Raw genomic sequence first — 24,301 nt, forward strand, 5'->3', positions numbered from 1 at the left:
GCCATCACAATCCACTAAAGTGCTTTGATTTTAATGTTGCGGAAATAAATAAGTGACGTCCACTGCTGCAGCACGATATGGCCTTTGGTATAGGCGCCAAAGCCGGCTTGTTCCTTAAACCTTGACTGGGCTACCTGTAACTGCCATTGCTCACTGTTAAGGTCAGCCCTGGCGGTTAATTTGCCATTCAGATAAAACTCCACCTTGCCATCCTGCTGCTTAATGACAGATTGGTTCCAGTCACTGCTGGCCAGAAAGTCTGAGGCGGTTAGCGTAGAGGCAAAGCCAAAGATGCCGCCGGAGCGTTTGATGGGATCTGCGTTATCGCCGTGAGCTACGCCAAGTAGCTGATATTCGGGCCCGGTTTGCCAGGGCGTTATGCTATCAGGTGTTTCCTGAACGTTGATAAACACCCCGCTGTTACCATTTTCAGGGGATTGCCATTCAAATCTTAATTCAAAGTTTTCAAATACCTGATTGGTGGCTAAGTCACCGTGTTGGGCACCTCTGGCCGCTGGGTTAAATGTCAGCAGATTGCCCTCAACAGTCCACGCTGGCACCGTATCCGGATAGTGAAAAACGTGCCAGCCGTTGAGCGTTTTACCGTCAAAGAGGAGTTGCCAGCCCTGTTGTTTTTCAGTTTCGGTAAGGTGGTTATGTTGATTTATCATCGCTGAATTTGTTGCAGCTGTATTATTAAGCTTGTTGGTGCTGGCATTAGAGCTAACTGACAAGAGTACGGTTAGCGCGGCGAGAAAACCCGGGCGGAACTTCGCTATCATGAGGGAGAACCTTCACTAAAGAATACTGAGGGTGTCAAAACGGCAATCCATGCTTCTGACGTCTTAAAGAACCACTTTCAGGTAACGACATCGCGCCGTTGAAAGGAGTGAATCTTATTTGCTTTGTTTACCAAAATTTTACAAGCGAAGCAAACCTGTTAGTCGGCAACCCTCGTGTCGGGGATATTTTCCCAGCCATAAAAAAGCAGCCCGCAGGCTGCTTTGGATGCGTTAGTGTTACTACCAGATTTTAACGCGCTCTTCTGGTGCCAGGTACAGTGCATCGCCTGGCTGTACGTTAAAGGCTTTGTACCAGGCATCGTGGTTACGAGGTGCCAGGGCACGGTAGCGACCCGGCGAGTGAGTACCGGCGCGTAACTGGTTAAGCATGCTTTGTTCGGTACGTTTTTCCTTCCACACCTGAGCCCAGGCCAGGAAGAAGCGTTGGTCACCGGTCAGACCGTCAATCACCGGCGCTTCTTTACCGTTCAGGCTCAGTTTGTAAGCGTGGTAGGCCATCGACAAGCCGCCCACGTCGCCAATGTTTTCACCCAGGCTGTTGCGGCCATTCACGAAGTTACCTTCGATTGGTTCATAGGCGCTGTATTGCGCAGCTAACATGTCGGTTTTTGCTTCAAACGCAGCGCGATCTTCGTCGGTCCACCAGTTTTGCTGGATGCCGTTAGCATCAGATTTGGAGCCCTGATCGTCAAAGCCGTGACCCATTTCGTGACCGATAACGGCGCCGATAGCCCCGTAGTTAACTGCAGGATCAGCGTTTGGATCGAAGAACGGTGGTTGCAGGATAGCCGCCGGGAATACAATCTCGTTGAACGATGAGTTGTAGTAAGCATTGACTCGTTGTGGCGTCATGCCCCAACGTTCACGATTGGTTGGCTCCAGCTCTTCTTCTACTTGCTTGGCATGGAAGAACTTGCTGATGTTGCGCTCGTTAGTCAGCAGGTCCTTATCGGTAATTTCCAGGCCCTCGTAGGAAATCCACTCATCCGGATAACCAATTTTAGGATTAAATGCGGCGAGTTTAGCTTTGGCATTGACTTTAGTGTCTTCGCCCATCCAATCCAGGCCGTCGATACGCTCGCCCAGTGAGGCGCGCAGGTTTTCTACCAGCTCAGCCATTTGTGTTTTAGAGCTTTCCGGGAAGAAACGATCCACATAGCTTTTACCAATGGCAAAGCCTAACGAAGTGGTGCCAGACATGGCGCTAAGCGCGCGCTTCCAGCGTGGACGAGGCTCTTGTTGACCGTTGAGGGTTTTACCATAAAAGTCGAAGTTGGCCAGGTAGATGTCATCCGATAACATCGACGCATTGTTCGAAATAGTGTGGTAGGTCAGGTAAGTTTTCCAGTCTTCCAAAGGCGTATCGTTGATAATTTCGATAACGTCTTTAACTGGCTCTGGTTGCGAAATATTGAGTTCTGGCGCTTTAAAGCCCATGGCATCTAACCAGGCATTCCAGTCGAAATCAGGATAGATGTCGGCCAGTGCGCTGCGCTCGATTTGGTTTAAGGTCAGGTCGCGGTCACGACGCTTTTCACGTGGCCACTGAATTTCGGCAATTTTGGTTTCAAGGGCCAGGATGGTCCGGGCTTTTTCTTCCGGGTTTTCCTCATCGGCAAATTCAAGCATTTGGGCAATGTGCTTAACGTAGGCATCACGGATATTGCTGAAGCGCTCTGAATCGTTAAGGTAATAATCGCGGTCGGGTAAGCCCAGGCCGCCAACGCCAACACTAAGTTGATACTCGTTCGGATCCAGACGGTTGTACCACAGGCCACCGTAAAGCGGGGCAGATGCACCGGTCAGCCAGCTCTCGCCGAAGAACTCGGTAAGGTCTTTTACTGACGACAGATTTTCAATGTCAGTCAGGGTAGGGTTAATTGGCGTAATGCCTTTAGCGTTAATGGTTTCAGTATCCATATACGCTTTATAGTAGTCGTGAACCAGCTGTTCCTCAGCGGTTAAGTTATCCGACGCCATAATATCGTCGATGATTTGCTTAACCTGTTCTTCGCTGCGGTCGGCCAGGGCGTTAAACGCGCCAAAGCGAGTTTTATCGGCGGGCAGTTCGTAGTTTTTATACCAGGTACCACTGGCATACATAAAGAAGTCGTCACCGGGTTTTACGCTCTCATCGCGAGCGGTCAGATCGACACCAAATGAGCCAATTTCTGCTTTGGCTGCCGGTGCTTCGGTTTGTGAATCTGTTGTTTGAGTGGTGCTCTCTGGTTTGGAACAAGCCGTCAAGGCTAATGATGCAGCAATGGTAGCTGCGAGCAATGTGTACTTCATATTATCTGTCTCTGTGTTAGGATTTTTCGGGGGGTATTGGTGCCCCGTTATTACTTGTTGGTGTTACAAATTCGTTTAAATAGTCTGCGTTGAAAGGTAATACATCCCGGGCCTGATTGAAATAGTCTTCGATAACCGGTTTTTCCCGCTGTAAAAAATCTGCCACAGCCTGCTGAAACCTCGGATCGTGCATTTTATGGTGGGATACACAATAAACCGGTTCAAAGCCGCGCAGGATTTTATGTTCGCCCTGGGTGCCAGGATTAAACAGCGGTAAGCCTTGTTCTATAGCAAACTCAATGCCCTGAAAGTAGCAGCATTCAAAATGCAGTTCATCAACGTCTTCCAGGCAACCCCAGTAGCGCCCGTACAGTCCGGTGTCATCAAATAAAAACAACGCCGCCGCAATGGCTGTGTCATTGTGACGGGCTTTCACGAGCATGATATTGTCCCGGCAATGGGTAAACAATTCATCGAAAAAAGCCGGCGTTAAATAGCCGGTGTGGCCACTCCGCTTGAGATAAGTATCCTGATAGCAATGGACAAAAAAGGCCATATCCTCAGCGCTCAATAATTCACCCTGCAAGCGCTCAATTTGAATGGTGGGAGCGGTAAAGCGCTTGCGTGTTTTTCTGATGCTGCGACGTTTACGCGAAGTCAGTCGTGACAAAAAGTCATCGAAGTCGCCGTATCCACGATTCATCCACTGAAACTGTACGCTGTAGCGTGAGCTAAACCCGAGTTGAGCATAATCGGCCTGGGTTTCAGTTGGGTTAAATAACCAATGACAGGATGAATAGTGATTGGCGCTGGCCCAGTTGCTAATATGAGTTACCAGACTGTGCCACTGAGCACGAGAGACATCGTTGGCGATGAGTATGCGAGGACCGGTGACCGGAGTAAACGGAATGGCCGCAATCCATTTTGGGTAATAGTCCAGACCGTGCTGATGATAGGCGTTGGCCCAACTATGGTCGAAGACGTATTCGCCATAACTGTGAGTTTTTAAATAGCCTGGCACCACTATTTTGAGCTCACCGTTTAGCGAGCCACTCCAGAATGCGGTTTGCCAGCCGGTCTGCCCATTGGTGTGGTTATCGACACACCGGGTATTTTCCAGTGCTTTAAGCCATTGATATTGCAAAAACGGGCCTGCTTGCTCTGCTAACGTCTGCCACTGCGACGCATCAATTTCGTTGATGCTATGATGCAGAGTAAATTTAAGCGTATTATCCGCGGCTTGTTTTGGCATAGTCTTATGGCATATCCTGCCGGCAGTAAAGCGTCATAGCTGGTACGATACCGGGCATATATTGAGCACTAAGTTCTAAAAAATCATCGGTAAAATGACAGATAACCCACGTAAAATCATTATAGAGTCGATTACCCGCATGCTTTCACGACGAGAGCATGCTTATCACGAATTGTTACGAAAATTATCACAGAAAGGTTTTGCAATGGATGATTGTGCGCCGGTGTTAGAAGAGTTTAAACAAGCCGGAGTTCAAAGTGATGCCCGTTTTGCCGAAATGAAAGTACGCTCCGGCGTTGCCAAAGGGCAGGGGCCGGCCAGGATAAAGGCTGAGTGTCAGCAGTTTGCCATTGACGAATCGCTGCTGGAACAGGCGATGCTCGAAAATGACACCGATTGGTTTTTGCTTGCCGGGCAGGTAAGACGCAAGCGATTTGGCCTCAAACCACCGGCATCAGACAAGGAAAAGTTTAAACAAATCCGCTTTTTACAATATCGGGGCTTTTATTCTGACCATATTCAGCACGCCTTCGACGACGACCACGAATAGCCAGAGTCTGCCCGCTGCCCTTAATCAATATTTTCTATGCTGACGATTCGCCTGTTTTCACGGTGGATTGCTTAACAAAACAGCATTAACCATGGTATTGTTGCGCCCTCATAATAATGTGGCCAGGCATGTGCTTACTAGTCGAACTAACTTGAATTCACTGCACACAGGCTGCATATAAGCTTCTACAGGTTAACTAAGGATTTCAGGATTTCAATGACATTATCAACTGCTGATATTCGCCGCAAATTTATCGAGTATTTTGGCCAGCATGGCCACCAGGCTGTTTCCAGTTCTTCACTGGTACCAGCAGATGATCCCACGTTATTGTTTACTAATGCGGGTATGAACCAATTTAAGGACGTTTTCCTGGGTTCCGAAAAACGCAGCTATACCCGGGCGGTATCGTCACAGCGTTGTGTTCGCGCCGGTGGTAAGCATAACGACCTCGAAAATGTGGGTTATACCGCACGTCACCATACGTTTTTCGAAATGCTGGGTAACTTCAGCTTTGGCGATTATTTCAAAAAAGAAGCCATTCAGTTTGCCTGGACGTTCTTAACCGAAGAGTTGGGGCTGCCGAAAGAAAAACTGCTGGTTACTGTGTTTTCTGAAGATGACGAAGCCTTCGATATCTGGGAAAACACCATCGGTGTACCGAAAGAAAAAATAATCCGCATCTCAACCTCGGATAACTTCTGGTCGATGGGTGATACCGGTCCTTGTGGTCCTTGCTCGGAAATCTTCTACGATCACGGAGAGCACATCTGGGGTGGTCCTCCGGGCACACCGGAAGAAGACGGCGACCGTTTTATTGAAATCTGGAACCTGGTTTTCATGCAGTTCAACAAGCAGTCCGATGGCACCATGGAGCCGCTGCCTAAGCCGTCTATTGATACTGGTATGGGGCTGGAGCGTATCTCAGCCATTTTGCAGAACGTTCATAGTAACTACGAAATCGATTTGTTTGTAAATCTGATCAATGCGGCAGCGAAAATTGTTGGCACGACCGATCTGGATAACAAATCGCTGCGGGTTATCGCCGACCACATCCGTTCCTGCGCTTTCTTAATCTGCGATGGCGTAATGCCCAGTAATGAAGGTCGTGGTTATGTATTACGTCGGATTATCCGTCGAGCGGTACGCCATGGTTATAAAATGGGTGCTAATGACATCTTCTTCTACAAGCTGGTGGATGCGCTTACCCAGGAAATGGGTGGTTTCTACCCTGAACTGGCCGACCAAAAGCCAGTTATCGAGAAAGTATTACGCGTAGAAGAAGAGCAGTTCAGCAAAACCTTGTCGCGAGGCATGAATATGTTGAACGATGCGCTTAACGAACTGGAAGGCGACACCGTGCCTGGCGAACTGGTCTTCAAGCTCTATGACACTTACGGTTTCCCGGTGGATTTAACCAATGACGTTGCCCGCGAACACGACTATAAGATCGATGAAGAAGGTTTTGAGGCGGCCATGCAGGCACAGCGTCAGCGTGCTCAGGACGCCAGCCAGTTTGGCGCCGATTACAACAGTGCATTAAAAGTTGACTCCGAAACGGCCTTTACCGGTTACACCGATGCAGAAGGCGATGCCAATGTGGTGGAGCTAATCAGTGGTAACAGTTTTTGTGACGCACTGACCGATGGCCAGGAAGGAGTTGTCGTACTGGACCAAACGCCATTTTATGCCGAATCGGGTGGTCAGGTAGGTGATACCGGTGTACTGAAAGTGGCTAATGGCGAGTTTTTCGTTACCGATACACAGAAAATGGGTAATGCCTTTGCGCACCGCGGTAAGGTAAAAGGCACCATTAATAAAGGCGACAAAGCAGTGGCCAAAATTAATGATGTCAAGCGCAGTGCAATCAAGAAGAACCACAGTGCGACACATTTATTGCACGCTGCCCTGCGTGACATTCTTGGCGACCATGTAACGCAGAAAGGTTCACTGGTGAATGCTGAGCGTTTGCGTTTCGACTTCTCGCATTTCGAGGGGGTCACCGCGGAGCAACTGGCGCAAATTGAAGTAAGGGTTAACCAGGATATTCAGGACAATCATCCGTTAACCACGCAGATGATGGATTTGGAAGAAGCCAAAAAGACCGGTGCCATGGCGTTGTTTGGCGAAAAGTACGACGAAAAAGTGCGTGTGGTTTCAATGGGGCCGGTGTCTACCGAACTTTGTGGTGGTACCCACGTTAAGCAAACCGGTGATATCGGTTTGTTTAAAATTGTCACCGAAGGCGGTATCGCGTCCGGTGTACGTCGTATTGATGCAGTAACTGGTATGGGCGCACTGGCCTATGTTCAACAGCAACAGGCAGTACTGAGCAGTACCTGTGGGCTGTTAAAAACCGACGCCAGTGGCCTCACAGAGAAAGTTACGCAACTTCAGGCTCAACAAAAAGAGTTAGAAAAAACAGTTACTTCACTAAAACAAAAGATGGCGAGTCAACAAGGCGCTGATCTACTTGGCAATGCAGTGGATATAAAGGGCAACAAAGTACTCATTGCAGCGCTTGAAGGTGTTGAGGCCAAATCGTTACGCGGTATGGTTGATGATCTGAAAAACCGCATTGGTGAAGGCATCATCGTGCTGGGTGTGCCCGCAGATGGTAAGGTCAGTCTGATTGTTGGAGTGACTAAAGGCTTAACCGGCAAAGTGAAGGCTGGTGAACTGGTTAACCATGTCGCTACACAGGTTGGCGGTAAGGGCGGTGGCCGGCCTGATATGGCACAAGCTGGCGGTAGTCAGCCAGAAAATTTAGCCGCTGCGTTACAGTCTGTTAACGCTTGGTTAGAAGATAAGCTATAATGCAAGTATTGGTAGATTAACGTTGTCGTGACACCAGCGTTAATCCCACCGAAAGCGCTTTTACGGAGTGAAAGGCGTCGAAGATCGCTTGGAGGCAATGTAATCAAGGAACCAGGAGCAACAGAATGCTTATTTTAACTCGTCGTGTGGGTGAAACACTGATGGTGGGTGACGATGTCACCGTAACCGTGTTAGGCGTTAAGGGTAATCAGGTACGTATTGGTGTAAATGCACCAAAGGAAGTCTCGGTGCATCGCGAAGAAATTTATATGCGGATCCAGGCAGAAAAAGGCGGTCAGCCTGATGGTAATAAGTAAATAATCAGAGGTAAGACCAGTTTTTTTGGTCATTTATCATTTTGAAGGCCGGTTTTTCCGGCCTTTTTTATTGGTGCTGAGTAAATTGAGTCACTGATGTGGTTTCATCGCCCTGTAGAAGATGGGTGAAAACGGCTGTAAACGGTGCTTTTTCGGGCAGTAAATGTGTGCTTTTTAGGCAAAATATAGTGATTGTTTAAAATCCCGGCATACGAAATGTATTTATCTAAAAAAGCATTGACTTCCCACCGCATGTCATTAAAATGCAGCCCCACATGACGGAGAGGTGGGTGAGTGGCTGAAACCAGTTCCCTGCTAAGGAACCATACGCATTACGCGTATCGAGGGTTCGAATCCCTCCCTCTCCGCCATTTTTAATTTAGTGTATCAGCGCGTGCGTAGCTCAGCTGGATAGAGTACCTGGCTACGAACCAGGCGGTCGGAGGTTCGAATCCTTCCGCACGCGCCACTCACTAAATTAAAACTTCGCGTGTGTAGCTCAGCTGGATAGAGTACCTGGCTACGAACCAGGCGGTCGGAGGTTCGAATCCTTCCACACGCGCCACATTAAAAAAAAGGCTTGCAGTAATGCAAGCCTTTTTTGCTTTCTGCGGTGTGTCAGGATTTCCAGCCCCCCGTCAGAGCGGAGGGCGTTCAGCCGGGGCAAGCCAAACTGTTGGCTTGCCATAAAAGCACCGGCTTCACCCATCCACACGCGCCACATTCTCAAAGCCCGTTGCAAATGCAACGGGCTTTTTTGTTTGTGTAGAATTAAATGTATGTAAGTAATACATTCTTGTAGCACTACCGAGCCTCTAATTGAGCTTCGGGTGTTCAACCAACGAAATTATCTCCACGCCAAGACATTCGACATCCTGCTATACGTTATTCTCAGCATTGTGTGTTGCGATTTGATGTCAGGCTGGAGCTTCTTGTTCAACGCACACGGTACGTTACTTATATTGCTTTTGCGCGCTGCTGTGTTTTCTCAAGCCAGCGTTCACGCTGTTTGGGTTTACTGTTTATGACCGGGCCAAAGTAGGTGACAGCGGTATTTTTAATGCCTGCAAAGCTGAGGATCGTATTGTTTAAATGTTTATACACCACATTACCCTGAACAAAACGGTACCACCAAACCGGGGTGTCCATCGTTACAATAAGCTCTGACGTTTTACCTGTTAATAATTTGTCAGGGATGGCTTTACCCGCATTGTATTTAAAGGCAAAACCCGGTAGGAACACACGATCTATAACGCCCTTGAACTTTGCTGGTACGCTTCCCCACCAAACCGGTGAGACGATAACAATATGATCAGCCCATTGGATATTTTGCTGAAACGCATTTAAATCTGGCTCCAGTATCTGGGTGGTCTCGTAACCTTCTTTTAAATTTAAATCAAACTCAAGATCGCCAATGTGCACAGTACGCACGTTATGTAAACCAGAGGCATTTGTGGCGTATGTGTGACTTAGCGCTTTATTAAAGCTTGAAGACTTGGGGTTGGCATTGATCACTAAAATATTTTTCATTTAAAAGATGCTCTTTTAGGTCGGTTGACCTATTTTATTTTAGGTCAGTCGACCTAATTGGTCAAGCGTGTTAATCTGACTAAATATAAATGTCTGTAGATGAGAACTTTACGTGTCTAAAAGTGGTGAGAATGCCAAACAACAAATTGTTATTGCAGGTTTAGAACTCCTTAAAGGTGTTGGGGCTGAAGGGTTAACAATGCGACAGGTTGCAGCCAAAGCGGGTAAAAGCTTAAGTAATGTTCAGCATCATTTTAATAACAGGCAAGCACTTCTGATGGGGATGGCGACCTATTACTTTAATGAGTGTGACAACTTGCTGGAAGAATTCATTCATCAGCAGAAAACTGATGATTTACCCAGCCAGGTTGTTAGTTTTATTGAGTTTAATTTAAGTCAGGTTGAGCAAATCAGTGATGCTTGTCTGGTGTACAGAGAATTATGGGCGCTTTCAATGCGCAATCAGGACATTGACGCTTTGCTAACCAGCCACTACCAGATGCTCGCTGACAAAAGTGTACAGATGTGGTCGCAGTATGGGAAATCCCAAGCGCAGTTAGCCGTTTCAATATTATTACCCTACATTGAGGGCTATGCTCTGATCCATAAGTCACTTCCGAGTTCCCGGCGAGAGATTGCAGAGGCGCTTGCTAAGCAGGTTTTAACGTGTTTGGTATAATGGGTTACCGCTTTTGATCAAAGCAAAGCCCTGCGTATCCAGGACCGATAAAAGAGATAATTGTAATAAACACACTCTTTATTATTTATTCAACATTTGCGCCCGGGTATGCGTCATTCGATTGAGCAATTTATTTTGCAAAGGATACGGTACATTGGCCTTATTCATAGCGTTGATAAACAAGTCAACGGTCAGGTTATAGTGTGCTTCAGTAATTTTCATACCACCGTGCACCTGTTCCATGGTGTCACCACTATACGTGCATGGGCCACCTGAAAATGCACAAAGCTGCTCGGCGAACTTGTCCATAAACCGGTTGATGTCGGTATCGGCAAAATAGGGCAGAATAGTGTCGTTATATTCTATTTCATACACAAAGTTTTCAACGATTTCGTTGATTTTAGCCCGACCGCCTAACTCATCATAGAGTGACGCTGAGCGGCTGGCACAGCCGTTCAACATCATCACACAAGAAGCAATGAGTAACAGGAGTTTTACCATAACTGACCTCCCACCGATAAATACAAGCCTTTCTGACCAGTGGTACCGGCGATACTGCCCAAATTCGCCCAGGCCAGGGTGAAGTTAACTTTCTTTGAAGGAATATAAGTGACAAAAACATCCATCCAGTCATCTTCACCGAGTCTTAAGTTGTCAGGTTTCTGTCGATACTCGATACCCGCGGCGAAGTGACGGGAAAATAATACGCCAATACTGCCTTCAAGCATCAGTTCATAATCACTGTTTTCGGGTCCGCCAAAGCCCAGCAATCCCAGCTGGTTAGCTTTCGTAAGCCGGGCGGTGACATTCCATACCAGGTTATAGCCGCCAGCGGCACCTAAATGCACCTTCGTGGCTGCCAGGTATACATCAGTGCCTGACGAATCCTCGCTGCCCACTAAGTTCGCTACGACGGTGTCTTCCAGATCTTTATATTGCAGGCCAGCGCTTATTTGTGGCCAGTCAGTGTAAATAACATCGCCGTACAGTTTGAATTTTGCACCATAAACCGTTTGCGCTATTTCGCCGCCAAGGGTGGTCAGATCAAACACGTGGCGCGCCACACTGAATTCCGCGCGGTCATAAAGCGACACGCTGGCGCCCAGCACGTTTAGCCGGTAATCATCAAGGTTAACCTGAGTGATAAAAGCATTGGCAGACACTTCGTCCTGGGTATCGTAACCTGATAAGGTAGCCCATGGCACGATACCGCCACCGCCGCTGCCTTCCAGTTGATTGAGGCCCGCGGTGCCTATGAGTTTACCGTCTCCGGCAAATGCCAGGCCGGTGCAGAGTATAAGGGTACTGCTAATTAGTGTTGTCAGTCGCACGCAAAACTTCCTGCTGTTGGTAATATTCAGATGAAGCCAGCCAGTCTATCAATCCGCTCAATGGTAATGGTCGGCTAATGTGAAAACCTTGCGCGGTGTCGCAACCCCAGTCAGCCAGAATTTCCATGGCGTTGGCATCTTCCACGCCTTCAGCCACAACTTCTAAATCAAATATATTCGATAAGCTAAGCACAGTATGCACAATTTGCTGGTCTTCGGTGTCGGTGCTGAGGTTGAGTACAAAGGCCTTATCAATTTTAATTGCTGAAACCGGCAAATTTTTTAAATAGGCTAACGATGAATAACCAGTGCCAAAATCATCGATGGCGATACTGAAGCCTTTGTCCTGCAGGAATTGCAGATTATCAATAGCGATCTTGGCATCGGCCACCAGATCGCTCTCGGTGATCTCAAGGGTGATATCGTTGGCGCTTAATTCATTGGCATCGAGTAAGGCGATAAGTCGCTCAAGCAATGGACGGTTCTGGATATCCTGAGTCGACAGGTTGACTGCCGGTTGAATTACTATCCCGTGTTTACGCAGGGTCTGGATATCGGCGACAACCCGGTTGAGCACCCAATCAGTTACCTGTTCTATAAAACCAGCTTGTTCTGCTATTTCAATAAACTCATCCGGCGGAATAAAACCAAGTCGTCGACTGTTCCAGCGTATCAAGGCTTCAAGCCCATTCACCTGACGGGTCTTAAGGCTGATCTTAGGCTGGTAAACCAACGATAACTCATCTTGTTCGCTTTGCAGTACATCTTTTAACTCGGTGATGATACTCAGGCGGCGCAGATAACGCTGCTCTTTTTCCGAGCTGAACTGCAGCAGCCAGTTTGAGCCCAGTTCTGCTTCATCAAGCAGAATATTCATGCGCCTGAAAAGATCCTGCGCATTGTCAGCATCCACGGGGCAGTTAACCACGGTAAACACCATACTAATGGGCATCACCAGCTGCTGAGTGGAAACCGGTTGCTCCAGAATAGTATGAAACGTTTCAAGCTGCTCATCGCTGAGCGGCTCATTAGCAAACCACACCAGTTCACCGCCGGATAAGCGGGCAGCGGTGCCGCGCCAGCGTTTTATCCGCTCGGCAGTAGTGATGATACAGGTATCGCCGTTGGAATATCCGTAGAGGTCGTTAATCGTTCTGAAGTCGCGGATATTGATCCCGATGACCTGTAAGGATTCCCCGGCATCCAGGCGCTGTTGGATAAGCTCTTCCATGTAGCTGCGGTTATACAGGCGGGTAAGCATGTCTAGCCTGGACTGCATCAGGATCCGCTGTTCACGGCTTTGAAGACTGTCTTTCATTCGCACAAAAGCGTCAGACAGTTCGTTTATTTCCTGCAGGTGGCCGGAGACGTTTACATCCTGCTCGTAATTGCCGTCAGCCAGATTATTCGCAGTATTCACCAGACTGGCTACGGTTTTGTTAACGCGGCTGGCCATAAACATTGATAGCAGCATAGAGCCGGCAATGGCAAGTAATGAAATACCCAGAATGTTAAACTGTAACTGCGTAAAGTTATCAAAATGGGTCGACACATCCACGGCAAGGGTAATGGAGACTTCGTTATCCAGTGTGTCGGGAAGTTTAATGTCTCGGGTCAGGAAGGGAATATCCCTTGAAAACGTTACATCAAACCAGTTCAGTGTTTGTTGATGGGTATTAACAACGCGCTGAGCTTTAATGTAAGGCAAGCTGCTGTGTAATACCACATATGAGCCATTCACCGAGCGTTTCGATGAAACGATAATATCGGCCTGAATGATCTTCCTGACCTGCTTTAAAAAGTCATCGCCGTCCATAAAACCAATGCCGGCAATGGCAATTGGGTTGGGAGCGTATACCGGCAACATAATCATCTGGTAAAGGCTACCGTCTACAATGACTGCATTCTCTGAGCCGCCGTTTTCCAGTACCTGATTAATGATGTCTGGATAGGGAAACTTGGTGCCGCGGGCAAAATAGCCGGGCTGGCTTTCCAGTACTTTACCGGATAAATCTGTCAACATCATAAAATCCGACTCAATACGCTGCCCGTGATTTTGCAAAACACTTTGAATGGTTGGAATGTCGCCGGTGGCAACCGCTTGCTTAAAGCCAAAATCGTCGGTTAGTACCCGAGCCGAATTAAGTAATTGCTCGCTGCGGTCTTGCAACAATTGCTCAAGCACAGAATTGGCTACCTCAATATTCCTGGTAACCTGATTAAAAGCGGTTTTTGAAGTGACCGTCCAGACATTACCCAGGATCATTGACGCAGTGAAAAAAATACCAATAAAGAGGATTTGGAACAGCGATTGACGTAGGGTAACGGTCATTGGCGCTTAAACTTACTGTTGCCAAACACTCGCTTGGAAGTCTCTAGTGGGGCAACACGTGGTAGGGTGATAGTGACAGGAACACCGTCGTTGCTTAGCGTATAGGGCAGGCGTTTAAGGTGGTTAACAGAGAGATCAGGGTGCCAGACAATAACCTCAGTTTGCGCGGTGTCTATTTCTGCCTGGCCGTTTTGATCGGTTTCCCACGAGGGACGGCTATCCTTGATGTAAATGAAGCCAAGCATGGAGTCATGAATATTACACCCCAGCACCACAATTCCGGGGGTTTCAAACTGTACCGGTGGCACGGAGTCACCGGCGTAGAGTTTAATTTCAAACGGTTTGGGCTGTGAAAAGCTGTAAACATGATGGCGAATATTATCGCTATTGGGAAATACTACCGTTCGGCCTTGCTCAATCACCAGTGTAGTGGGTTCAAACTGACGGTTTATCTGGTCCATGATGGCGGGTTGTTCAGATGGAGCCAACGGCATCGCTTCGTCTATCGTTGCGGTGTTCATGCTGATAACGGCACTAATAAACGGCCGTCCTTGTTCATCAACCAGCGTTACGGTTTTTGCAGTCGCCACAGCGGTACTGGTAAAGCTCACCGTAAACAGCGTTATTTTTAGAAACAGTTTGGAGTTAATCATATTTTTGTGTGCTTTAAACAACCCAAAGCATTGAACTGCCTGAAATAGTTACCAAGCAGTTTCTAAACACTAGGTCTCACATTAGCAACATTGCACAAAGCTATGCAATAGTTATTTAGGCTGGCCAGATGCCAAAACGCATTACTCTTTATGGATGCCTTTATTCGATTAGTTAGAATAAGACATTCCATAACCGCCTATGACAAAAAATTAAGTTTCAACGTATAACCCCCAGACCCTACAAACACGGAGCTTAGCATATGAAAATTGATTTACATGAGAAAGTCGCAGTTATTACCGGTTCAACCGAAGGTATCGGATTGGGCGTCGCCAAACAACTTGCCGGGTGCGGTGCAAAAGTTATCGTTAATGGCCGTACCGAGCATAAAGTCGTCCAGGCAGTTGAGGCAGTCAAACACGTGGTTGCCGGTGCAGATGTGCAGGGTGTTGCTGCGGATTTAAGCACTGCTGAAGGGTGTAATAGGCTTATTGATGCGGTACCGGCTGCTGATATTCTGATAAACAACCTGGGTATTTACGGCACTCAGGACTTTTTTGACACCGATGATGATACCTGGCAACAGTATTATGATGTCAATGTGATGTCGGCTGTTCGTTTGAGCCGTCATTATGCGCCTGCCATGGTGGATAACCAGTGGGGCCGGGTTATTTATGTAGCCTCTGAGTCTGCCCTGAATATTCCAGGCGATATGATCCATTATGGCGTGAGTAAAACAGCACTGCTCGGTTTATCAAGAGGCCTGGCCAAACGCCTGGCAGGCACCGGTGTAACAGTGAATTCAGTGCTGCCAGGGCCAACCCTTAGCGAGGGGGCGCAGGCTTTCTTAGCACAATCGGCAGAAGAAAATGGGATTTCCATAGAAGAGGCCGGTGTGAAGTTCGTCATGGAAAATCGTCCGTCTTCAGTGATTCAACGCATGGCAACGGTGGAAGAAGTGGCAAGTATGATTACCTACACATGTTCTAAACTGGCGTCAGCTACCACAGGGAGTGCATTACGAGTTGACGGCGGAGTTGTCGATTTTATTATGTAGCGGTTTGGCCGGATGCCGCACTCTTGGCATTTTCCTTGTTGGTATCCGGAACCACAGAACCTTTGAGTAAAGCATTTATTAACGCCGACATATCGATAATATGAATGACATGGGAATAATTTTGCTGCAACGTCAGTAATTTTTCATAGACGTCCAGGTCAATTCGCGACAATAACGCAAGACGCTGCTTTGTCATCGGGGTGGTAACAGATTCGGTTTTCTGGCATTCAATCCCCGCTACGTACAACTGGGTTTCTCCATCTTCCAATGACTGCTTTATTTTTTGCCGTAATGAAGACTCAAAACACTGTACCTGTGTAAGGTTGATAAGTTTGTTATCAGACTTGCGTTCACAGTGGATTGCCAGATGATAACGTTCGGCCTGTTGTAACAATTTGCGCAGCACCGCAGAGTCGGGTGGTGATTTGCCCATGTCAGCAAAGAAGCCGTGCAGCGGCGCATTATGGTCGCACACTGCAAAAGGGTGCAGGTCGTTGTTTTGCTGTGTGATGTACAGGGTTTTCATACGGTAGATCATTTGCCTGCCAGTGACCACTTGTAAAGCGGCGTTGGGATAATGACGGCTAACGACTTCCCACATGTAGCGGAAATACAGGGATTGCTGCAGCATAATGTTTTCAAAACTGGATTGTAGTGACGATGCTGAGCTGAGCTTTTTGAGCACTTTTGACGTGTTATCGGTGGTAATAGCGAGCAATCGCAACACCCCGGTTTGCTGATTATAATCCAGCACTTTATAACGTTGTGATTTAAGCTTGAAGTCGACAATAGTGACCTTTACCTCGGGCGGTAACTTGACCTCATGACAGTCGTGGATATGGAGCTGGATGCCACCTAGTGAAAAATCCCTCACCGTGGCAGCATAACTGCTCATCAGGCTTACTTTAACCTGGGCATCGGTTTCAATCCTGAAGCGCGGTTCCTTGCGCCGGTCGATATCATCATTCATTACGAAACGAAGGGGATACTGACTGTCGTTATCAATATACTGGCGGGGGAGTTTCGCTTTTTTGGGTGGGCTGAGTAATTGTAACGGGCCAATAGCCTCATTGATGGAGCGCATGAACAGAATGTGTCCCATTGACAAAATATCATTGTTATCCTGATGAGACATATCCTGCAGAATACACGCCGTTTCCTGACTGTCACGGCTAATCTTTGCCAACCGGTACTGCCAGAGTTCCAGACTGTTATTTTCTAATCCGAGTTGAATAAAGTTCGCCAGCAGATCCTGTCGCTCCAACTGACGTACGGTGGTACACAAGGATACCGGCGCGTTGTTCTGTTGAGCAATGGTCAGACGCAGCACAAAGGCTTCCTTAAAAGCGCTAAGTTCTTGCAAAATCCGCTGCAGCGCCGTTTTACCTGGTAATAACTGTTTACTTCGATAAGCCGGATTGCGCTGGGTGTTTACCGGGGTAAGAAGTACCATTCTGGGGGCTAGTGTCGCGCCGTCTTTTTTCATTAAAACGGGCAACCATGGCGCACTTTGGACAATTCTATCGCGGTCGAGCGCTTGCATCGAACGCTCAATTTCAAGGTCACGTTCAAGGGGTAAACGTAACATGACGCGGTTAAGGTATTGCTGAAAAACGGCCTGCCATTGCTTGTCCTGTTCCGCCAGTTGTAACACCGCATGATGGCGCTGAGAGGCGGCGTGATAGTCCACTTTTACATAGTCGAAATGAATCACTTTAGTGGCTGAACACAAGCCGGGTATAGGCGGGAAGTTGACCGGAATGTCTGTTACCGCAGTAAACTTGGGCGAGCGGGTACAGGCGATAGTCAGTTGTGTTGCACTTAAAGCAACAACAGCAACGGTTCTGCTATTTTGATAAGCCGGAGTAGTCACCGAGAAGTTGGGTGTTACGGAAAGGTCGTTGTTAAACTGAATATCCTGATACGTCTGCGTTTGAACCGTGAATGCCCTGATAATTTTTTCACGTAACTGACGTTGTACCAAGCCCTGATAGTGGGCTGAGTTGGTAATGGATTCAAACACCCCAACAGTGTACTGCTCCATGTAGCGGGCAGTTTCTCTTTGTAATATCTCAGTACCCACTTTATCGAGGGTCATTTCGATACCAAAATGCGAAAAGCGCTTTACCGGGAATTGAGCGAAGGCTGAGTTATCTGCCGGTGCGTCGGTTTGTGACGTTAAGCGGATCACTTCGTCTTTAATGACTTGCCTCGCCTGAGCATTGAGGCGTGATGAAAAACGGTTTAGCCCCTCCAGCAGTCTACCTTGCTGCTGATAGGGTATTAAAGCCTGGATCACAGGCTGATGTTTTTTTATTAATTCCTGATCTGTACTCATCTTGTTTGTTTTTATTTAAGTACAATTGGTAGAAAATAAACTTAGCACAGTTGTTCAGCAAAAAGCATGCATTTTTTTACGGTGGGCCGCCGCGCCACAGCAGGGTGGTTTGGCGCGTTGACAGGCAATCAGTTAAAGGGCCGAGACATCTGCATAAATGAGGTATTCTTCGATCAGGTCGTCATTAACCTTAAAGATATTACAAAACGGTATGGTCAGTGTGCTGTCATCAAAACGGGTATAGGTGACGGATCCCTGACAAATCACCCCGGTTGGGGTCGACCAGGTTTCTGTAACGTTGTGAGATAACGTTTTGATACTGCCAAAAAAGCCGTCGACTACCGTAGCAATGTTGGCCCGGCCTTCTACGATTGGTGCGTTGCCAAAGCGAAATGAGGCATGTTCGGATAAAAAGCCGGCAAAGGTCTTAGTGTCTTTATTGTCGATTGCTTGAAACAGGTTGTTCATGGTGAGTATCCTCTTGCCGGTAAAGCTGCTTGCGCATTTGCCTCTTTAGTCTGAAAAGTTATAAAACCATGTTGTGGCGCGATTGACCAGCAAAAAATAGCCGCCACGGGCAGGCTAGCAACTTTTTGTGGAAGCCTGTTCAATTTTTATCAGTCTGCCTTGCTTATCAAAGGCCAGCGCCACAAAAGTGCCATCAACCAGCGTCGGATCGACCCGCTGCAGTGCACGCAAATCATCAATCAGTTCAGGTGAAACCGTGATAGTCTGATTGTTGCAATCAGTGAAAAGCCAGTTGCCCTGGTGACTGGCAAGTATGGCGGGACGTGAATAAAACACATGTAAGGTGGCTAACTGTCGGCTAAATTCACGGTTATACAGGGTGAGTTTTTCGCGATAGTCGGGCAGGCCGGCTACGTCGTCCCGATAGCCATGGTATTCTACTTGCAGAGCTATTATCTTATTCTCAGGCATCGGCTGTTGAACAAACAGCGTGCCATTCACCAGCAGCAGTAAGCAGCCCATCGCGGCGGCCAGGGCCAGCCATTCGCGGCCGGGCAGTCTCGCTTTGACTTGCTGTAAAAAGTGCCAACGATGGCCGAATGACCGTTGTTCAAGCACGGCCCGTTTAATCCGCCCGGGGGCCGGATAACGTTGCTTTGCATCCTGATATGCCTGTTGCAGTGGATCTTGACGATCGGATTCGTTCATGATGATTTCCAGTGTTTTTTTAGGCTGTCGCGGGCATATCGCAAGCGTGTTTTTACTGTTTCTACCGGCACACCGCAAATAGTGGCGATGTCCTGTAGACTAAACCCTTCCTGCTGCAAAGAGAAAGCTTCCCGCTGTGAAAAGGGGAGTTGTTTTAACAACTGGTGAAAATCGGTTTCCTGGTCGCTGAATTGGGCGGTAGTGCTTAACGTATCCGGATCAGTATCGGCGTGCCAGCGTTTGGTTTGTCTGAACTCGTCGATAAGCATTCGGTGACCAATAGTAAATAACCAGGCCTGAAAACGCCCCTTGTCCTTATAATCCTGTCTGGATTCCATTACCTTAAGCCAGACCTTTTGGGTAACGTCCGCCGCTGTATTGGGATCACTCATCACCAGCAGATAGTAATACAGGTTATTACAGTGTTGATTGTAAAGTGCGCTAAGGGCAGCGCTATCACCTGTCTGGCGATAGCGTCTGAATAATGACTCGTTACAGCTTGTGGCTGTTCCCGTTTTCAGAAAAGTGCGTAGAAATCCGAATTTGGCAATCCCCACCTTTGGTCCTTACTGCTCTAGCTTGAAGGTGAGTACTACTTGTAACCCGGTTTGTCCAACAGGTACACCTTTTTCTAACTGTGGCTGATAACGCCATTTCGCCAGCGCTCGTTTGGCTTCCCGGTTAAAAATGCGTAGCGGCTCTGCATCCACTACGGTTATATTCGTGACTGTTCCCTGTGGAGTCAGGTCAAATGTCAATTGTACCCAACCCTCAATACCTTGTCTGGCCGCATCGGCCGGATAGCTGGGATTAACCCTGACAATAGGTCGGGCCGAAGTATCACTTTGTTGTCGAAAGTCGTTATTAATGGCTATTTGATTACTGGGTATTACCGGGTTTAGGTTAATGCTAATCTCATTCGGACCGGGATCGGATTCAACCGGCTCTGGTAGCGAGGGCGGTTGCTCAAGCGTTTTCTCCATGGGTTTAACCGGCTGTTTTGTATTGGTGACCGGTTCTTCCACATGCAGCAAAAAGTCGTCGATAACCACCGGGTCTTCAACTTTCGGGGCTTCGCCGTGTTGTTCTATTAATTTGGCCATCATCACAAACAGACCAAAAGTCACCAGTGCGGCCAGTATCAAATGACCAAATGGCCGAACATATTGACTGGTAGCGAAGGTTGGATTTGCGGTTAATTGCATAGTAAGTACTCCCTGGTTTTGGGTATAACGACTGGCGAACACAAAAGGGGTGAATTATTTTGCAAAAATTTTACTCTACAAAATCTTACAATTTTGAACTTGCCGGGTGCACTACAGCAAGTGATGCTGGGAGCCTAAGCGGCACGGCCTTGCAAAGGGGGGAAAGTGATGAAACCAACCAGGCAGCAACCTCAACCAGAGGAATCTGCTAACGATAACCCCTGGGAGTGGCTTTGGTCTATTGTGCTGGCTCTGGTGCTCACTGCAGCCATAGAGTTCGGAATCAACTATAGCTTACAGCGCGATTTACCCGGGTGGGGAAGTGTTTTGCTTTATCTGGGCTGTTATTTCCTGGTCAGTCAATGGTTATCCCGTAAACACCGGTCGGTAAAGACCACGCCGCATCCCGCTAGCCAATGGCCGGTGAGTGGTCCTATAGCAAAAGTAGGGGCATGGGGGATGTACTTTACTTTTGTACCTACGCTGCTGCTTTCTGCTTTTAACCCCTGGCTGTTATGGGGACAGATTCGTCAACTGGTAGGGCAGGCTGAAATCAGCAAGCGGCTTAAACAACGTCCTGAACCGATTGCCCGTTATCAGTTAAAAGTAAGGTATCAACTGCCATTTGACGGTGAGTGGCTTATTTATAATGGTGGCCTTAGCCCCGAGACATCCCATTCGTGGCATGTTCTTACCCAACGCTATGCTTATGACTTTGTGAAAGCCGACGCTGACTTTTGCCGTCATCAGGGAAAAGGTAATCAACTCAGTCATTATTACTGTTACGCACAGCCTATTCTTGCCGCTGCCGCCGGCCAAGTGGTTTGTGTCACCGATAATATTGGTGATGCGCCGGCCGTTGGCTATGGTGTAGCAGATTTCATGTGCCGCCATATTGCAGGTAACCATGTTGTTATTAAACATGCGGAGAATGAGTACGGTTTTTATGCCCATCTTATTGCGGGCAGTATTACAGTTAAACTTGGCGATATTGTGCAGGCGGGTCAGTCCATTGCTCGCTGCGGCCACAGTGGCCATTCCAGTGAGCCCCATCTGCACTTTCACATACAGGACGATGAAGATTTTTATACGGCTATGGGATTACCGGTGCGATTCAGCAATATTCTGCTGGATGGCAAGCCCAGGTCGGGACCGGTGGAAATCGTCAGGGGGCAGCGTGTATCACCGCAGCGTGAGACACTACTAGCGCCACATAAGGAGAGTCAATGAACCATATTAACAACCAGCCAGAAGATTATTTTGGTTGTTATGGGAAAAACGCAACGGCGGCGTTAGCGTTATTAATGCCGGTGGTTGATAAAGCGCTAAAGGCCCATGAAATTGGCGATTACCAGGCTTTTCGCGCGGTGATGGCGGACTCGCTGGCGGCCAGAATTACCCCTGCAGGTTTTCAAAAAGCCTTTGAACAAATTACGCCTCAACTGGGTAAGCTGGAATCAAAACGGCTGATAGCATCGGTTAACCGGGCGGGAAACCCAAGGCTGATTTTTGTCGCCAGATACGCTAATACCAGCGACGATATTGTGATAAACATCACCTTCAGCAATCACTCTGAACCACCGCTTATTGACGAGTTGTGGATAGAGTAATCCAGGCTCACTGGCCGGGTAATGCTTGATTAAGGTTTTTTAACCGGTAGCCATTGCCGCGAATTGTGGTGATCTCAAGACCTGCTGAGGGCGGTAGCTTGTGCCTTAGTCTGCTGATATAGACATCCACGATGTTAGTCAGCGGGTCACTATTGCTTTGCCATACACGGCTTAAAATACGTTCCCGGGTAAGCACTTTATTTTGCGACTCTATAAAATAACTCAGCAGGTTAAACTCAATATTGGTTAGGGTAAGCTCCTCTGCACTCCCATTGTGAATAATGCTTGCCAGCTTTGATTCTAAGTCCAGTACCATGTTGGCAAACCGTAATTGCCTGGTTTGTGCTTCGGGTTGAGCTCGGTGGCGTCTTCCCAATGCATTCACGCGGGCCAGTAGCTCGTCGAAATCGAAGGGTTTACATAAATAATCGTCTGCACCTTTGTCCAGTCCGTTCACTTTTTCGCCAATATCGTCAAGAGCTGATAACAGTAAAACCAAAGGCCCATGGCCTGGTTGCTTAAGGGCGGGAAGAATATCAACGCTGTCGTTCTCGCCAAACATCCGATCTAGCACCAGCAGATCCGGCTTCTCCCGTTTAACCAGGTCAACCAGGTTGTGCAGTGCAGTCTCTTTAATGCATTCAAAGCCCTCTGCAGTAAGACCCCGGTACAGGAAGTTCACTAAAGAGAGTTCATCGTCGGCAATCAAAATTTTCATGAAACAACATCCATTGGCAAATCAATTTGAAACAAGGTGCCTTCTCCTGGTGTTGAGTTAACCTGAATTTCGCCACCATGTGCTTCAACTATCGCTTTGGCGATAGCCAGACCGAGCCCTAGTCCCTCAGATTTATGCTTAAAGCGTACGAAACGCTCGAAGATATGATTAATATCTGAAGGCGAAATCCCTTCACCAAAATCCTTTATTTCTATGCAGGCACTGGCGTTTATTTGTTTAAGAGACACTTTAACCGGCATATGCGGCGCTGAATATTTGCATGCATTATCAAGGATGATTGCCACTACCTGTTTAAGACGCTGATGGTCAAAACTCACTTGCAACGCTTTGGCATTGTTGTCTATATCAAGCGTAAACTGACGATCTTCGTGCAGACGTTGCCATTGGCTCACCTGATTTTGTAAAAAGTCGCCAAGTGGCTGACAGGCGGTGTCGAGTTTTAACCGGCTTAGTTCGGCTCGGGCCAGTAACAATAAATCATCTACCAGCTCACTAAGATTGACAGCCTGAAGCAGAATTGAGTCGAGGGTTTCCCGATAAACTTGTTCTGAAGCAGAGGACTGACGCAGTGTTACCTGAGCTTCGCCCCGGATAATGGTAAGCGGTGTTCTGAGCTCATGGGAGACGTCAGCAAGAAACTGACGCCGCCGGGAATCGACTTTGGTGAGTTGTTCATTCACCTGGCTGATTTCCCGGGTTCTTTGTTCGACCTCAAACTCAAGTTGCCTGCGAGACTGTTCGGCTTTCATTTCGTGATCAGCCAGTCTTGAGGCCAGCAGGTTGAGTGATTTGACGAGTTGAGAAAACTCAGTATCCAGCGTTTCGGGCAACCGCTGGTGGTAATCACCTGCTGCTATGGCATTAGTACCGTTATTGATAATGGTAAGCGGCTGGTAGAGCTGATTAAACAGCCAGTAGCAGGCGAGAATAATACACGGCGTAGCAAATAGTGCTATACCAACGGCAAACCACACGATAGCGGTATTTAGTGTTTCTATTTTGGCATTGATTGCCGATACCACATTACCCTGACGCACCACTGCGGCATTGATGGCTTCCCGGAATTCGTTATCGATTTTCACTTCAAGCAGGGATTGCAGACGGAACTGTTGATCAAGCGGAGTATCATTGTAAGTGGCAGTAATGGCTTTGAATTCGTTGGTGATGGCGTTAATGAGCGCCGCCAGTTCATCGGTGTCTTCAATACTGCCAGCCGTCATTCTACTGCCTAGTGCCTGCCGTTGCTGTAACTCAAGACGCCTGATTTTTTCTAAGGACTGTGCAATCAGCGCTTGCTTATTACGAATGATGGCCTGATTGGCACTTTCGCCAAAGATGAGCTCATCGGTGAGCTGCTTAAACATGCGATAAGAAATGCTGCTTAGCTTTTGATGCTCTGCCAGCAGGGTTTGCGCTGTATTGCTCTGTTCCAGGTTGATTTGTGTCAGGTAGGAGGAAGCAGCCGTAAAGCAAAGCGCAATCATCATTATGAGCCCGGAGGTGATCCCAAACAGGTAGATTTTTCGCTTATACATAAACTTACTTAGCCATTATTTTGCTTTTTATACGCATTTTTCCGAAAAAGAGCACAGTTTAGACTACGCTTTTTGAAGGCACCGTTTAAA

The 24,301-nt window shown here is 47.7% G+C and carries 22 protein-coding genes and 3 tRNA genes; 10 read left to right on the forward strand and 15 right to left on the reverse strand.

The features are described 5' to 3' along the window. Positions 1-14: 14 nt before the first annotated feature. The 3 genes from AC2T0J_RS15300 to AC2T0J_RS15310 form a co-directional block, all read right to left on the reverse strand. Positions 15-782, reverse strand: coding sequence for a 3-keto-disaccharide hydrolase (locus tag AC2T0J_RS15300; protein ID WP_489806647.1), 768 nt, complete (start codon positions 780-782; stop codon positions 15-17). Between the two features lie 240 nt (positions 783-1,022). Next, positions 1,023-3,095, reverse strand: coding sequence for a M13 family metallopeptidase (locus AC2T0J_RS15305; protein WP_489806648.1), 2,073 nt, complete (start codon positions 3,093-3,095; stop codon positions 1,023-1,025). Between the two features lie 16 nt (positions 3,096-3,111). Further along, on the reverse strand, positions 3,112-4,347 hold the full coding sequence (locus AC2T0J_RS15310) for a GNAT family N-acetyltransferase (protein ID WP_489806649.1): 1,236 nt from the start codon (positions 4,345-4,347) through the stop codon (positions 3,112-3,114). 94 nt (positions 4,348-4,441) lie between these two features. Here AC2T0J_RS15310 and AC2T0J_RS15315 point away from each other — a divergent pair, with 94 nt between their 5' ends. The 6 genes from AC2T0J_RS15315 (at position 4,442) to AC2T0J_RS15340 (ending at position 8,593) form a co-directional block, all read left to right on the forward strand. Then, entirely contained in the window at positions 4,442-4,897 is a 456-nt protein-coding gene (locus AC2T0J_RS15315; RefSeq protein ID WP_489806650.1) for a regulatory protein RecX, read from the forward strand. A 216-nt stretch (positions 4,898-5,113) separates the two neighbouring features. Continuing rightward, positions 5,114-7,711 (forward strand): alanine--tRNA ligase, encoded by a 2,598-nt coding sequence (gene alaS, locus AC2T0J_RS15320; protein WP_489806651.1) that lies wholly within the window; start codon positions 5,114-5,116, stop codon positions 7,709-7,711. 125 nt (positions 7,712-7,836) lie between these two features. Continuing rightward, complete coding sequence (csrA, locus tag AC2T0J_RS15325; RefSeq protein WP_105936514.1) at positions 7,837-8,028, forward strand: carbon storage regulator CsrA; 192 nt, start codon at positions 7,837-7,839, stop codon at positions 8,026-8,028. Between the two features lie 280 nt (positions 8,029-8,308). Then, a tRNA-Ser gene (locus AC2T0J_RS15330) sits at positions 8,309-8,399 on the forward strand. A 21-nt stretch (positions 8,400-8,420) separates the two neighbouring features. Beyond that, positions 8,421-8,497, forward strand: a tRNA-Arg gene (locus AC2T0J_RS15335). Positions 8,498-8,516: 19 nt separating this feature from the next. Beyond that, positions 8,517-8,593, forward strand: a tRNA-Arg gene (locus AC2T0J_RS15340). A 392-nt stretch (positions 8,594-8,985) separates the two neighbouring features. Here the strand turns inward: AC2T0J_RS15340 and AC2T0J_RS15345 are convergent. Beyond that, positions 8,986-9,558 carry an NAD(P)H-dependent oxidoreductase gene (locus tag AC2T0J_RS15345; protein WP_489806652.1) on the reverse strand — a complete coding sequence of 191 codons (573 nt, stop codon included), beginning with the start codon at positions 9,556-9,558 and terminating at the stop codon, positions 8,986-8,988. A gap of 112 nt (positions 9,559-9,670) precedes the next feature. Here AC2T0J_RS15345 and AC2T0J_RS15350 point away from each other — a divergent pair, with 112 nt between their 5' ends. After that, positions 9,671-10,237 carry a TetR/AcrR family transcriptional regulator gene (locus AC2T0J_RS15350; protein ID WP_489806653.1) on the forward strand — a complete coding sequence of 189 codons (567 nt, stop codon included), beginning with the start codon at positions 9,671-9,673 and terminating at the stop codon, positions 10,235-10,237. 81 nt (positions 10,238-10,318) lie between these two features. Here the strand turns inward: AC2T0J_RS15350 and AC2T0J_RS15355 are convergent, their stop codons facing one another. The 4 genes from AC2T0J_RS15355 to AC2T0J_RS15370 are packed head-to-tail and all read right to left on the reverse strand — an operon-like array spanning position 10,319 to position 14,553. After that, entirely contained in the window at positions 10,319-10,738 is a 420-nt protein-coding gene (locus AC2T0J_RS15355) for a group I truncated hemoglobin (protein WP_489806654.1), read from the reverse strand. After that, positions 10,732-11,562: a DUF3034 family protein gene (locus tag AC2T0J_RS15360; RefSeq protein WP_489810351.1), complete on the reverse strand. Its 831-nt coding sequence runs from the start codon at positions 11,560-11,562 to the stop codon at positions 10,732-10,734. Before AC2T0J_RS15360 ends, AC2T0J_RS15355 begins: the two co-directional genes overlap by 7 nt. Continuing rightward, positions 11,546-13,900, reverse strand: coding sequence for a bifunctional diguanylate cyclase/phosphodiesterase (locus AC2T0J_RS15365; RefSeq protein ID WP_489806655.1), 2,355 nt, complete (start codon positions 13,898-13,900; stop codon positions 11,546-11,548). The genes AC2T0J_RS15360 and AC2T0J_RS15365 overlap by 17 nt, the downstream gene beginning before the upstream one ends. Then, positions 13,897-14,553 (reverse strand): methylamine utilization protein, encoded by a 657-nt coding sequence (locus AC2T0J_RS15370; RefSeq protein WP_489806656.1) that lies wholly within the window; start codon positions 14,551-14,553, stop codon positions 13,897-13,899. The genes AC2T0J_RS15365 and AC2T0J_RS15370 overlap by 4 nt, the downstream gene beginning before the upstream one ends. A gap of 260 nt (positions 14,554-14,813) precedes the next feature. Here AC2T0J_RS15370 and AC2T0J_RS15375 point away from each other — a divergent pair, with 260 nt between their 5' ends. Beyond that, the gene (locus tag AC2T0J_RS15375; RefSeq protein ID WP_489806657.1) at positions 14,814-15,608 is read left to right on the forward strand and encodes an SDR family NAD(P)-dependent oxidoreductase; all 795 of its coding nucleotides are present in this window, start codon (positions 14,814-14,816) and stop codon (positions 15,606-15,608) included. On the opposite strand, the gene AC2T0J_RS15380 is transcribed toward AC2T0J_RS15375, so the two are convergent. From AC2T0J_RS15380 to AC2T0J_RS15400, 5 genes are all read right to left on the reverse strand, one after another. Further along, on the reverse strand, positions 15,601-17,946 hold the full coding sequence (locus AC2T0J_RS15380; RefSeq protein ID WP_489806658.1) for a PilZ domain-containing protein: 2,346 nt from the start codon (positions 17,944-17,946) through the stop codon (positions 15,601-15,603). The two genes, AC2T0J_RS15375 and AC2T0J_RS15380, sit on opposite strands and share 8 nt — an antisense overlap. 132 nt (positions 17,947-18,078) lie before the next feature. Next, positions 18,079-18,414, reverse strand: coding sequence for a nuclear transport factor 2 family protein (locus AC2T0J_RS15385; RefSeq protein WP_489806659.1), 336 nt, complete (start codon positions 18,412-18,414; stop codon positions 18,079-18,081). Positions 18,415-18,528: 114 nt separating this feature from the next. Beyond that, on the reverse strand, positions 18,529-19,122 hold the full coding sequence (locus AC2T0J_RS15390) for a hypothetical protein (protein WP_489806660.1): 594 nt from the start codon (positions 19,120-19,122) through the stop codon (positions 18,529-18,531). Further along, on the reverse strand, positions 19,119-19,679 hold the full coding sequence (locus tag AC2T0J_RS15395) for a sigma-70 family RNA polymerase sigma factor (RefSeq protein WP_489806661.1): 561 nt from the start codon (positions 19,677-19,679) through the stop codon (positions 19,119-19,121). The genes AC2T0J_RS15390 and AC2T0J_RS15395 overlap by 4 nt, the downstream gene beginning before the upstream one ends. 9 nt (positions 19,680-19,688) lie before the next feature. Beyond that, entirely contained in the window at positions 19,689-20,327 is a 639-nt protein-coding gene (locus AC2T0J_RS15400; RefSeq protein WP_489806662.1) for a TonB family protein, read from the reverse strand. A gap of 168 nt (positions 20,328-20,495) precedes the next feature. Here AC2T0J_RS15400 and AC2T0J_RS15405 point away from each other — a divergent pair, with 168 nt between their 5' ends. Both AC2T0J_RS15405 and AC2T0J_RS15410 read left to right on the forward strand, forming a co-directional pair. Continuing rightward, positions 20,496-21,557, forward strand: a complete 1,062-nt coding sequence (locus AC2T0J_RS15405; protein WP_489806663.1) for a M23 family metallopeptidase — start codon at positions 20,496-20,498, stop codon at positions 21,555-21,557. Beyond that, the gene (locus tag AC2T0J_RS15410) at positions 21,554-21,937 is read left to right on the forward strand and encodes a hypothetical protein (protein WP_489806664.1); all 384 of its coding nucleotides are present in this window, start codon (positions 21,554-21,556) and stop codon (positions 21,935-21,937) included. The genes AC2T0J_RS15405 and AC2T0J_RS15410 overlap by 4 nt, the downstream gene beginning before the upstream one ends. Positions 21,938-21,944: 7 nt before the next feature. On the opposite strand, the gene AC2T0J_RS15415 is transcribed toward AC2T0J_RS15410, so the two are convergent. Together AC2T0J_RS15415 and AC2T0J_RS15420 are read right to left on the reverse strand one after the other, a co-directional pair. Next, positions 21,945-22,655, reverse strand: coding sequence for a response regulator transcription factor (locus AC2T0J_RS15415; protein WP_489806665.1), 711 nt, complete (start codon positions 22,653-22,655; stop codon positions 21,945-21,947). Beyond that, on the reverse strand, positions 22,652-24,211 hold the full coding sequence (locus tag AC2T0J_RS15420; RefSeq protein ID WP_489806666.1) for a sensor histidine kinase: 1,560 nt from the start codon (positions 24,209-24,211) through the stop codon (positions 22,652-22,654). The genes AC2T0J_RS15415 and AC2T0J_RS15420 overlap by 4 nt, the downstream gene beginning before the upstream one ends. Positions 24,212-24,301 lie beyond the last annotated feature (90 nt).

Source organism: Alteromonas sp. ISO5, from assembly GCF_058105165.1.

Excerpts from the sequence above, each read along its gene's own strand:
- AC2T0J_RS15300 (WP_489806647.1), bottom strand. The coding sequence starts at position 782 with ATGATAGCGAAGTTCCGCCCGGGTTTTCTCGCCGCGCTAACCGTACTC.
- AC2T0J_RS15305 (WP_489806648.1), bottom strand. The coding sequence starts at position 3,095 with ATGAAGTACACATTGCTCGCAGCTACCATTGCTGCATCATTAGCCTTG.
- AC2T0J_RS15310 (WP_489806649.1), bottom strand. The coding sequence starts at position 4,347 with ATGCCAAAACAAGCCGCGGATAATACGCTTAAATTTACTCTGCATCAT.
- AC2T0J_RS15315 (WP_489806650.1), top strand. The coding sequence starts at position 4,442 with ATGACAGATAACCCACGTAAAATCATTATAGAGTCGATTACCCGCATG.
- alaS (WP_489806651.1), top strand. The coding sequence starts at position 5,114 with ATGACATTATCAACTGCTGATATTCGCCGCAAATTTATCGAGTATTTT.
- csrA (WP_105936514.1), top strand. The coding sequence starts at position 7,837 with ATGCTTATTTTAACTCGTCGTGTGGGTGAAACACTGATGGTGGGTGAC.
- AC2T0J_RS15345 (WP_489806652.1), bottom strand. The coding sequence starts at position 9,558 with ATGAAAAATATTTTAGTGATCAATGCCAACCCCAAGTCTTCAAGCTTT.
- AC2T0J_RS15355 (WP_489806654.1), bottom strand. The coding sequence starts at position 10,738 with ATGGTAAAACTCCTGTTACTCATTGCTTCTTGTGTGATGATGTTGAAC.
- AC2T0J_RS15365 (WP_489806655.1), bottom strand. The coding sequence starts at position 13,900 with ATGACCGTTACCCTACGTCAATCGCTGTTCCAAATCCTCTTTATTGGT.
- AC2T0J_RS15370 (WP_489806656.1), bottom strand. The coding sequence starts at position 14,553 with ATGATTAACTCCAAACTGTTTCTAAAAATAACGCTGTTTACGGTGAGC.
- AC2T0J_RS15375 (WP_489806657.1), top strand. The coding sequence starts at position 14,814 with ATGAAAATTGATTTACATGAGAAAGTCGCAGTTATTACCGGTTCAACC.
- AC2T0J_RS15380 (WP_489806658.1), bottom strand. The coding sequence starts at position 17,946 with ATGAGTACAGATCAGGAATTAATAAAAAAACATCAGCCTGTGATCCAG.
- AC2T0J_RS15385 (WP_489806659.1), bottom strand. The coding sequence starts at position 18,414 with ATGAACAACCTGTTTCAAGCAATCGACAATAAAGACACTAAGACCTTT.
- AC2T0J_RS15390 (WP_489806660.1), bottom strand. The coding sequence starts at position 19,122 with ATGAACGAATCCGATCGTCAAGATCCACTGCAACAGGCATATCAGGAT.
- AC2T0J_RS15400 (WP_489806662.1), bottom strand. The coding sequence starts at position 20,327 with ATGCAATTAACCGCAAATCCAACCTTCGCTACCAGTCAATATGTTCGG.
- AC2T0J_RS15405 (WP_489806663.1), top strand. The coding sequence starts at position 20,496 with ATGAAACCAACCAGGCAGCAACCTCAACCAGAGGAATCTGCTAACGAT.
- AC2T0J_RS15410 (WP_489806664.1), top strand. The coding sequence starts at position 21,554 with ATGAACCATATTAACAACCAGCCAGAAGATTATTTTGGTTGTTATGGG.
- AC2T0J_RS15415 (WP_489806665.1), bottom strand. The coding sequence starts at position 22,655 with ATGAAAATTTTGATTGCCGACGATGAACTCTCTTTAGTGAACTTCCTG.
- AC2T0J_RS15420 (WP_489806666.1), bottom strand. The coding sequence starts at position 24,211 with ATGTATAAGCGAAAAATCTACCTGTTTGGGATCACCTCCGGGCTCATA.